Source organism: Sphaerochaeta sp. UBA5836, assembly GCF_002432845.1.
Classification (GTDB): Bacteria; Spirochaetota; Spirochaetia; order Sphaerochaetales; family Sphaerochaetaceae; genus Sphaerochaeta.
Map to the genome: position 1 here is coordinate 20,477 of NZ_DJGW01000055.1, position 9,639 is coordinate 30,115.

Below are 9,639 nucleotides of genomic sequence, written 5' to 3' on the forward strand. Positions count from 1 at the left end.
AGCAAAAATGAATAGACGGAGAATTGACAGCACAGTTGCCTCGTGGTACCGTTTTAGTGCTTTCGATTTTGTGTTGCAGCTGGTACGCAATTCCTAAATGTTCGCACGCGTGCGTTACTGAATCGCTCCCGCAGACAGGTAAGAGTTCAAGACTGCGCCACATGATGCAATATTGCAATGCAGGTGCAGTAGACCTGCGAAGGATGCTTTGAATGGCAAAGAAAATCTATGTTGGAAACCTGAGTTACAACACTTCCGAAGAAGAACTTCGGGACCTGTTCGCACAGTACGGCACCGTTGTCAGTGCCAATATCATCATTGACCGCGAAACCCGCCGTCCCAAAGGGTTCGGGTTCGTGGAAATGGCGGAGGATGCCGCAGCCGATGCTGCGATTTCCCAGCTTGACGGCAAGGAAGTGGGCGGACGCAATCTTCGGGTAAACGAAGCTATTGCAAAGCCTCGGCCGGCACATGGGAATTATCGTAACTAAGCAGCCTTTGTATGATTCAGTAACGGGAACGGAGCCTTGCGGCTCCGTTTTTTCTTATTGTGCTTCCTCCAGCTGAAAACGCAATACCCGCTTGCCGTCAGACTCCACTGTCTCGGTGAACATAGCATACGGACGAACCCACCACCAGGGGGTGCCAAGCGGGCGATACAGGACCATCGTCTCGAGTGTCTCGCTATCGATGACGGTATCCACCACCTCATACAAACCACCCTTGAAGTGCCTATAGACTCCCTTTTGGATAGGTTTTGGTTCTACCATGCGCCTCCTCCACCACCACCGAAACCACCGCCGCTGAATCCACTTGACCCAAAGGAGGAGTGGATCGGAGAGCGACTGCCACCCTTCGCCTGGGTGTAAACGGCTTTCTCCATGATCGATCCATGCAGACGATGGGACAGCGCGCTGTAGAACACAGCATCCCTGATCGGGCGGCTGCCTACATACCACGAGGGTTGCTCGATGGCGATTTTGGCAAACTTCTTCGCCCAGACATCCTCAAGTCCCAATACAATGGCATAGCCAAGTACATGGTAGAAGAGCTGGGGATCGGAGTCGATCATCATCTTCAGCTTGTCCATCTCAACCTTGCTGATGAACTCTTTGTAACCGACAATCTGCTCAAGCTTCTGCTGGGCATATTCGCTTCGCTTGGCTGTCATGATTGTCAAGAAACCAAAATACACAGGAAAAATCACTATAGCCAGGCTCATGACCGCCGAATAGGTCAGACCATGTCCCACCACCGAATATTCGAACAGAAAGGCAAGTCCGAACATCGCAATACAAAAGAGGGCCAGGGCAAAGAACTTGATCGTCCTCTTGGCCAGCGAGCTCATCACCCACGTTGCCGACAACCGGCTGGCTGAAAGCATGGCGATGCCAAAACTGAAGAACCCGATCACCAGGAAGGGAACCGTTTCGGCTGAAATATAGGTGATGGTCGAAGCAACAGCATTCAACACTGCAACCAAGGCGCCATACAGCATGGCGATGACCCGCTTTTTCTCTGCGGTGCCGTCATTGAGTCTTCGCTCTCCCTTGAAGTAGGCATGTACGTCGGTTTTCGTCTTATTCAGGGCCTCGGCGAACTTTCCCTTCTCCAATTGCTTCAAGGTAACGGTCTCACCATCCCCGCATGCGAAGAACGCATCGAAGAGCCTCTTCTCATGAGCCTTGTTTGATGATGGCTCCTTGAGTTTGGTAAACAGGAAATCCTTTTTACCCTGTTCCTCGATAGTCAGACAACCTTGGTCGGCCCAGGCAAAAAGCATGCTGGTGACATCCTTGTTGTCCACCACACCGTCGGCCAAATACCCGACTTCCATCGGGCTCAGCCCCTCTGGAGGATCGAAGCGCACCACTGGAATGAACAGCTCCTCCCGGCCATACCGACGAAACAGCATCGCAACATGGACACTTGCAACCAAGGCGACCAACCAGGCAACGATGGAAGCCGGCATGGTGTAATCGACAAAGGGTTTTACGTCGGAAAAGTAACCCTGCTCCATCTGTACACGCAAGGTAAGGGCTTCTGAGGGCATAAGGTTGCTTGCCCGGCCTTCGATGGTCCTTCCATCCGAACTGAGCTTGAAGACACCCCGTTGGGCGGTTGAGCCGTAGGATCCTCCGGTCAAGAAGATCATGGAAGGATCGACTGGTTTGGGAAAGGTGATGCGAAACGTCATCTCCTTGATCGGAGCCTGCCAGCCCGGCCCAACCAGGTTGTAATAGAACTCGTCATACTCCTCATTGCGATCGTCCCCGATCACATAGGTATAGCGAATTTCATACTCTTTCAGGCCGGTGACGGTTCGATTCTCCGATCCCAGGCGGAAGGTCACCCAACCCGATGAAACGGAATCTTCCTGGATGGGCTCATTGGACTGGAGATCCTTCAGCTTGACCCGCACCTTGCCGAATTGGATGGGAATCTCGCGATAGATTCCGTGGCGCGGGGTGGAAAAGTTGGCCGTTATCTGCTCCTGTACCCGGTAGCTATTGTCCAAACCAGCCTGCACTTCAAGATGAAAGCGCTCAAACACATAGTCTTGTGCAAAGAGCAGAGGGATGCTGCAGAAGAGCAGAAGGACGAAAAGCAGTGTCCGTTTCATTAAAACTTGACCTCGACGCGGGCTCTTGCCTCTTCCTCGATGGTCAAATACGGCTTCTTTGCAAAATGGAAGATTGAAGCGACCAAGGAAGAAGGGAACACCTCGATAATCGTATTCAGGCTCTTGATGATGGCATTGTAGTACTTGCGGGCCCCAAGCAGCTGTTCCTCGATTTTCTGCAGTTGTGCCTGAAGGTCCAGGAAGCCTTGGTTGGCTTTCAGGTCGGGATAGGCTTCGCTGAGGGCGAACAGGGATTTGAGGGTGGAGCTGAAGGCCTTGTCTGCAGCATCCTTATTCTCAAGACCTGTCGCACTGACGGCCTTGTTGCGTGCCTCGATGACTGCAGTCAGGGTTTTTTCCTCGTGTTTTGCATATCCCTTGACGGTCTCCACCAGATTGGGAACCAAGTCATAGCGCTGCTTCAGGTGGGCATCGATTGCCGATTCAGCTTCCTCGCCTTGGTTTCTCAAGCGCACATACTTGTTATACACGCTGACCACATACAAACCGATCAAGATGACGACACCAATGAGAATATACAAAATTGTCATACCAACCTCCCTGTCGGAAATATCAGTTCCCAGCATGCTGCAAGGGAGGCCGTCGGTCAAGAGTTCGGCAAAATAAGGAAGAGGGAAGCTTGCATTCGAGGCAATTGTACTGTATCTTTATTCGTGTAAATCGCATAAATATTCCATTCCAGGAGAATCCAAACCATGAGGGAACGACACAACCGGCTGGCGGTCGTCAAGGAATTGATCAAAAACAACCGCATCGACAACCAGGATACGTTGCTGGAGATGCTCAGGACCGAAGGGTACTCGGTTACCCAGGCTACACTCTCGCGAGACTTGAAAATGCTCAAAGTGGGCAAAATCAGCGATGGCTGGTCGGGGTACTACTACAGTCTTCCCGAGAATGACTTGATCAGTGAGTCTGAGAAAAGCTATATCCAGGATGTCCGCAGAGGCATTTTATCCATTGAATTTTCCGGCAACTTCGGAGTCATCAAGACCAGGCCCGGTCATGCCAATTCGGTTGGCATCGCCTTGGACGTGCTTGCCATCCCGGAAATCCTCGGCACCCTGGCAGGCGATGATACCATTTTCGTCATCCTCCGCGAAGGAATGACCAAAGAAGATTTGCAGGAAAGTTTCAAAACCCGCATTCCCGACATAGAGGAGTAAAGCCACCTTGCACACAAAAGCCCCTCCGCTTACAATGGAGGGGCTTTTGTGTACCATCAGGAGAAGACCATATGAAGTATAAGAATCTCGATACCAGCAATGCATTCAAACAGTTGCAGGCCCTGCCTGCAAGCGACCTGAAAATCGTATTGAAGGCGGACCGCATCAAGGCCTACCATGCAAATGCAGGAGGAGGCCTTACCTACCACTATGGCGCCATGCCCGTTGCAGAGGAGCATTTGAAGGTATTGCAACAGCTCAGCGACGAGTTGTCATTGACCGAGAAGTACCAAGCCTTGGTCGATGGACAGGTCATGAATACCGGCGAGAATCGGTTGGTGCTCCACCATCTGACCCGTGGCCGGGTAGGGAAACCCGTACATGCCGACTCCGAGGACAAGGAAGCCTTCTACCAGGCACAGTTGGAGAAGATCAAGCGTTTCTCCGACCAGGTTCGCAGTGGAGCCATTCTTGGGTCCACGGGCAAGAAGTTCTCCACCGTGGTGCAGATCGGCATCGGCGGCAGCGACCTGGGTCCCCGGGCACTCTATCTCGCTCTCAAAGGATGGTGCACGAGTGCCGGCATCGAGTTGCTCGATGCACAGTTCATCAGCAATGTCGATCCCGACGATGCTCAAGCGGTCCTGGCGGGCCTCGATTTGGAAAGCACGCTCTTCATCCTGGTCTCCAAGAGCGGAACAACCCTGGAAACCCTCACCAACCGGGACCTTGTCTTCCAAGCCATCGCCGACAGCGGCATCAGGGGCATCGATCCGGCAAAACACATGGTCGCAGTAACCAGCAAGACCAGTCCGCTTGCCTCATCCTCCACTGTGCTCGATTCCTTCTTCATCGATGACTACATCGGCGGCCGCTACAGCTCCACCAGTGCGGTGGGAGGGGTCATTCTCTCCCTCGCCTTCGGCTTCGACACCTTCAGAACCTTCCTTGATGGAGCCCATGAAGCCGATATGCTTGCACTCAATCCCAAGGTGAAGGAGAACGCCGCCCTGCTCGATGCACTCTTGGGTGTATATCTTCGCAATGTCCTTCACTATCCCACAACGGCAATCCTGCCCTATTCACAGGCCTTGAGCCGGTTCCCCGCCCATCTGCAGCAGTTGGACATGGAGAGCAACGGCAAGCAGGTGAACCGGGACGGACAGCGCCTCTCCTACCCGACCGGACCGGTCATTTTCGGCGAGCCGGGCACCAACGGCCAGCACTCCTTTTATCAGTTGCTGCATCAGGGAACCGATATCGTACCCCTGCAGTTCATCGGGTTTTCCGAGTCGCAGTACCATAAGGATGTCGTAGTGGAAGGCTCCACCAGCCAAGAGAAGCTCAACGCCAACCTGGTTGCCCAAATTGTTGCTTTCGCCTTGGGCAAGAACGATGCTAATGCAAACAAACAGTTTGCCGGTAATCGGCCGTCCTCTCTTCTGTCCGCCAAGCAGCTCGACCCCAGAGCGCTCGGCGCCTTGTTGGCCCACTTTGAGAACAAGGTCATGTTCCAAGGGTTTGTGTGGAACCTCAACAGCTTCGACCAGGAAGGAGTCCAGCTGGGCAAGGTCCTGGCAACCAAGGTCCTGGATGGGTGCAAGGGCGATGAAGTGCTCAAGGCATTCGCAGAACTGCTCTAGGTGATCTGCGGCCCCGGACCGGGGCCGTTTCTTTTGCTTTTCACGCATCTTCAAGGAAAATGGTTGTCGTTGTTCCGTCTTTTCACTATTATCGTTAGCAACCTAACAAATAGTCTGGAGCTCATGGAAACAACACCGCACATTGGATTCACCATTAAAACCCTCTCTCATCGTATTGGAAGGAATCTTGGACAACAACTTCGCTTGGGCCATGACTCTACTTCCACTGCAGTACGCAGTCACATTCTTGGATACTTTGCCCACCATGAAAAAGAAACCGTCCTGCAAAGCGAACTGCAACAGCATCTGCTTATCAGGCGTTCGACCATGACCAATATCCTTTGCGGCATGGAGGGTGAGGGCCTGATAACCAGGGAGGATTGCCTTACCGATAAACGGCAGAAACAAGTCCGCCTGACCGCGAAAGCAAAGGCCCTGTGCAGCGAACACCTCAAACTGGTCAATGAGTTCGAGGCCTCACTCAGAAGCTGCCTCACCGATGAGGAACTGCATCAGTTCTTCACCATCACGGAGAAACTGAATCACCAATTGGATACCGAATTATGATACAAAACCTGACAAAGCAAGCAAAAGGAAACCTGGTTCCCACCTTCCTGACCATCCTCTTCGTCATTCTTGAGGTTGTCATGGATGTCACCATCCCCTTCTTGATGGCCTTCCTGCTGGACAGGGGTGTTGATGCAGGCAACCTCAACGAAATCTTCAAGTGGGGGGCGTTGCTGTTGTTCTGTGCCTTGATAGCCCTGCTGTTCGGGGTGCTCTCCGGCCACTTTGCCGCAAAGGCTTCCACCGGTTTTGCACGCAATGTACGAAAAAGCCTCTTTTATCGGGTTCAGGACTTCTCGTTCTCCAACATAGACAAGTTCTCCACCGCTTCGCTGGTCACCAGGATGACCAGCGACGTCACGAACATCCAGCAAGCCTATCAGATGCTTACCAGAATAGCTGTGCGAAGCCCTGTCATGCTGCTCTTCAGTTTTGTGATGGCCTACAGCATCAATGCACGCCTGAGCATGGTGTACTTGGTGGCGATTCCCGTTCTTGGCATCGGTCTTTTCTTTCTGATCCGCGCTGCCTATCCGATTTTCACCCGCGTCTTCAAGATCTACGATCGGCTCAACATGGTGGTGCAGGAGAACATCCGGGGTATCAGGGTGGTGAAGTCGTTTGTTCGTGAGGAGCATGAGAAAACAAAGTTCAACGCCGTCTCCGATGAGATTTACCAGAATTCCACGAAAGCAGAAAAAATTGTGGCGTTCAACAGCCCGTTGATGCAGGGGACGATGTACCTGTCCATCCTTGCGATCTCCTACATCGCCGCCCGCCTGATCGTCTCATCCTCCATGACCACCGGCCAGCTGATGAGCTTCATCACCTACACTTCACAGATCCTGATGAGCCTGATGATGCTCTCGATGGTCATCGTCATGCTGACCATCAGCAAAGCCTCAGCCCAAAGAATCGAAGAGGTGTTGTCCGAGCAGAACAGCCTGGACCCGAACATCGACGGGCTGAAAACCATAGCCGATGGATCGATAACCTTTGAACATGTCGACTTCAGCTACTTCAACAGTGAAGAAAAGCGATGCCTGTACGATATCAATCTGCACATCGAGAGCGGACAGACGGTGGGCATCCTCGGCCCGACCGGCAGTGCAAAAACCACGCTGGTACAGCTCATCCCCCGTCTCTACGACGTGCTGTCCGGTTCGGTGAAAGTCGGAGGAGTCGATGTCCGACGGTACAACCTCGAAAGCCTCAGGGAGGAGGTTGCGATGGTCCTGCAAAAGAACATCCTCTTCAGTGGAACCATTGCAGAGAACCTGCGATGGGGAGCCGAGCACGCCAGTGATGAAGAGCTTGTCCAGGCCTGCAGGATCGCCCAAGCCGATTCGTTCATCAGAGCCATGGCAAACGGGTACGAGACGCATATTGAACAGGACGGCTCAAACGTATCAGGAGGACAGAAACAGCGATTGTGCATCGCCCGAGCCCTGCTGAAGAAACCCAAGATCCTGATTCTCGACGACTCAACCAGCGCTGTGGATACCAAAACCGATGCAGCCATCCGCAAGGCCATGGCAACTGAACTGAAGGATACTACAAAAATCATCATCGCCCAGCGGATTGCATCCGTCGAGGATGCCGACCAGATCATCATGCTTGATGACGGTCACATCCAGGCGGTGGGGACTCACCAACAGCTGCTCGACTCCTGCCCGCGCTATCAGGAACTCTATGCTGCACAGCTGCGCAAGGAGGAACAAGCATGAGAATGGTCGGTAATCAAAGGCCTCGGATGCACGGAGGAATGCCCAAACTTGACTTTGCCACCCTTAAGCGTCTCTTCTCCCTGATCATCATCCCTTACAAGGGGCGCTTTGTCATCGTGTTTTTCTGCATCATCATCAGTGCCCTCAGCGGCGTGGCGGGATCGGTGTTCTTGCGAATCCTGATAGACTCTTACATAACACCGCTCATCGGGACAACAAATCCCTCCTTCGCCCCCCTCATCCGGGCGCTGCTGGCGATGCTGGCCATCTATGCAAGCGGAGTGGTTGCGTCCTTCACCTACAACCGTTTGATGATCACCATCGCCCAAGGGACACTCAAGGACATCCGCGATGCCATGTTCTCCCACATGCAAACCTTGCCGATCCGTTACTTCGACACCCACTCGCACGGCGATGTGATGAGCCTGTACACCAACGATGTCGACACCCTCAGGCAGATGGTCACCCAATCGATTCCGCACTTCATCAACTCGATCATTACGGTCACAGCGATATTTCTTGCAATGCTGCTGACCAGCTGGCAGTTGACCCTCGTGGTGGTGGCCTCCTTGGCGATGATGCTCTTCATTACATCCAAGGTGGCCATGAAAAGCGGCTCGTACTTCATGGCCCAGCAGAAAGCAATCGGTAAAACCAACGGGTATATCGAGGAGATGATCAACGGTCAGAAGGTCATCAAGGTATTCACCTACGAAGATCGGGCAAAAAAGCGGTTCGACCAGCTCAACGAGGAATTGGCCGGCGATGCCTTCAACGCTCATCGTTTTGCAAACATCCTGATGCCGATCATGGGAAACATCAGTTACATCCAGTATGTACTGGTCGCCATTGTTGGAGGCTTGTTGGCCATCGGCGGCATCGGTTCGCTTACCTTGGGAGCCATAGCCTCCTTTTTGCAGCTCAGCCGCTCGATCAACATGCCGATCAATCAAATGGCGCAACAGCTCAACTCTGTGGCGATGGCACTGGCGGGCACCAAACGCATTTTCAACCTCTTGGACGAAATGAGTGAACCCGATGAAGGTCACATCCGCTTGGTGAATGTAAAACAACATGAGGACGGGACGCTCACCGAAACCGATGAGAAGACCAATATCTGGGCCTGGATGGACGATAGGAGCGGCAAATTGACCAAGCTCTGCGGCCATGTGCAGTTGCACGAAGTCGATTTTGCCTACAACGAGGACAAGCTCGTCCTTCAGGATATCACCATTGAAGCCAAGCCTGCTCAGAAAATCGCCCTCGTTGGAGCCACAGGCGCCGGGAAAACCACCATCACCAACCTCATCAACCGGTTCTACGACCTGGCCGATGGGAAAATCCAATACGATGGCATCGACATCAATACCATTTCCAAAAGTCAGCTCAGGCGCTCGCTCGGGGTTGTCCTGCAGGATGTCCACCTTTTCAGCGGGACGGTGATGGAAAACATCCGGTACGGCCGCCTGGATGCAACGGATGAGGAGGTTGTCGAGGCAGCAAAGCTTGCCAACGCCGACACCTTCATCGCCCACCTCGCCCAAGGATACCAGACCCAGCTCTCAGGTGACGGCGCATCCTTGTCCCAGGGGCAGAGACAGCTGCTCTCCATCGCACGGGCCATTGTGGCAAATCCTCCGGTGCTGGTCCTTGACGAGGCTACCAGCAGCATCGACACCCATACCGAAACGGTTGTCCAACGGGGCATGGATGCCCTGATGCAGGGAAGAACGGTCTTTGTCATTGCACACAGGCTGTCGACCATCCGCAACGCCGATATGATTTTGGTACTGCAGAACGGCAGGATCATCGAGCAGGGAACCCATGCAGAGCTGCTCAAACTGAAGGGTCAGTACTACCGCCTCTATACCGGGGCTTTTGAACTGGAGTAG

The 9,639-nt window shown here is 53.3% G+C and carries 9 protein-coding genes; 6 read left to right on the forward strand and 3 right to left on the reverse strand.

What is annotated here, in order from left to right; translation table 11 throughout:
* Positions 1–212 precede the first annotated feature (212 nt).
* Positions 213–491 carry an RNA recognition motif domain-containing protein gene (locus B3F49_RS04230; protein ID WP_293892171.1) on the forward strand — a complete coding sequence of 93 codons (279 nt, stop codon included), beginning with the start codon at positions 213–215 and terminating at the stop codon, positions 489–491.
* A gap of 54 nt (positions 492–545) precedes the next feature.
* Here the strand turns inward: B3F49_RS04230 and B3F49_RS04235 are convergent, their stop codons facing one another.
* Genes B3F49_RS04235 through B3F49_RS04245 form a run of 3 tightly spaced genes read right to left on the reverse strand, consistent with a single transcriptional unit; the run spans position 546 to position 3,174 of the window.
* On the reverse strand, positions 546–770 hold the full coding sequence (locus tag B3F49_RS04235; protein WP_293892174.1) for a DUF1653 domain-containing protein: 225 nt from the start codon (positions 768–770) through the stop codon (positions 546–548).
* Positions 764–2,623 carry a DUF2207 domain-containing protein gene (locus B3F49_RS04240; RefSeq protein ID WP_293909202.1) on the reverse strand — a complete coding sequence of 620 codons (1,860 nt, stop codon included), beginning with the start codon at positions 2,621–2,623 and terminating at the stop codon, positions 764–766. The genes B3F49_RS04235 and B3F49_RS04240 overlap by 7 nt, the downstream gene beginning before the upstream one ends.
* On the reverse strand, positions 2,623–3,174 hold the full coding sequence (locus B3F49_RS04245; protein WP_293892180.1) for a LemA family protein: 552 nt from the start codon (positions 3,172–3,174) through the stop codon (positions 2,623–2,625). The genes B3F49_RS04240 and B3F49_RS04245 overlap by 1 nt, the downstream gene beginning before the upstream one ends.
* 165 nt (positions 3,175–3,339) lie before the next feature.
* On the opposite strand from B3F49_RS04245, the gene B3F49_RS04250 reads away from it, so the two are divergent.
* The 5 genes from B3F49_RS04250 to B3F49_RS04270 all read left to right on the forward strand — a co-directional run bounded on the left by B3F49_RS04250 (position 3,340) and on the right by B3F49_RS04270 (position 9,639).
* Positions 3,340–3,810, forward strand: coding sequence for an arginine repressor (locus tag B3F49_RS04250; RefSeq protein WP_293892183.1), 471 nt, complete (start codon positions 3,340–3,342; stop codon positions 3,808–3,810).
* A gap of 71 nt (positions 3,811–3,881) precedes the next feature.
* Positions 3,882–5,453, forward strand: a complete 1,572-nt coding sequence (locus B3F49_RS04255; protein WP_293909204.1) for a glucose-6-phosphate isomerase — start codon at positions 3,882–3,884, stop codon at positions 5,451–5,453.
* 123 nt (positions 5,454–5,576) lie between these two features.
* The gene (locus tag B3F49_RS04260; protein WP_293909206.1) at positions 5,577–6,020 is read left to right on the forward strand and encodes a MarR family winged helix-turn-helix transcriptional regulator; all 444 of its coding nucleotides are present in this window, start codon (positions 5,577–5,579) and stop codon (positions 6,018–6,020) included.
* The gene (locus B3F49_RS04265; protein ID WP_293909208.1) at positions 6,017–7,747 is read left to right on the forward strand and encodes an ABC transporter ATP-binding protein; all 1,731 of its coding nucleotides are present in this window, start codon (positions 6,017–6,019) and stop codon (positions 7,745–7,747) included. The genes B3F49_RS04260 and B3F49_RS04265 overlap by 4 nt, the downstream gene beginning before the upstream one ends.
* Positions 7,744–9,639 carry an ABC transporter ATP-binding protein gene (locus B3F49_RS04270; protein WP_293909210.1) on the forward strand — a complete coding sequence of 632 codons (1,896 nt, stop codon included), beginning with the start codon at positions 7,744–7,746 and terminating at the stop codon, positions 9,637–9,639. Before B3F49_RS04265 ends, B3F49_RS04270 begins: the two co-directional genes overlap by 4 nt.

Bases quoted from the DNA above. Each gene is read 5' to 3' on its own strand.
- B3F49_RS04230 (WP_293892171.1), top strand. From the start codon at position 213: ATGGCAAAGAAAATCTATGTTGGAAACCTGAGTTACAACACTTCCGAA.
- B3F49_RS04235 (WP_293892174.1), bottom strand. From the start codon at position 770: ATGGTAGAACCAAAACCTATCCAAAAGGGAGTCTATAGGCACTTCAAG.
- B3F49_RS04240 (WP_293909202.1), bottom strand. From the start codon at position 2,623: ATGAAACGGACACTGCTTTTCGTCCTTCTGCTCTTCTGCAGCATCCCT.
- B3F49_RS04245 (WP_293892180.1), bottom strand. From the start codon at position 3,174: ATGACAATTTTGTATATTCTCATTGGTGTCGTCATCTTGATCGGTTTG.
- B3F49_RS04250 (WP_293892183.1), top strand. From the start codon at position 3,340: ATGAGGGAACGACACAACCGGCTGGCGGTCGTCAAGGAATTGATCAAA.
- B3F49_RS04255 (WP_293909204.1), top strand. From the start codon at position 3,882: ATGAAGTATAAGAATCTCGATACCAGCAATGCATTCAAACAGTTGCAG.
- B3F49_RS04260 (WP_293909206.1), top strand. From the start codon at position 5,577: ATGGAAACAACACCGCACATTGGATTCACCATTAAAACCCTCTCTCAT.
- B3F49_RS04265 (WP_293909208.1), top strand. From the start codon at position 6,017: ATGATACAAAACCTGACAAAGCAAGCAAAAGGAAACCTGGTTCCCACC.
- B3F49_RS04270 (WP_293909210.1), top strand. From the start codon at position 7,744: ATGAGAATGGTCGGTAATCAAAGGCCTCGGATGCACGGAGGAATGCCC.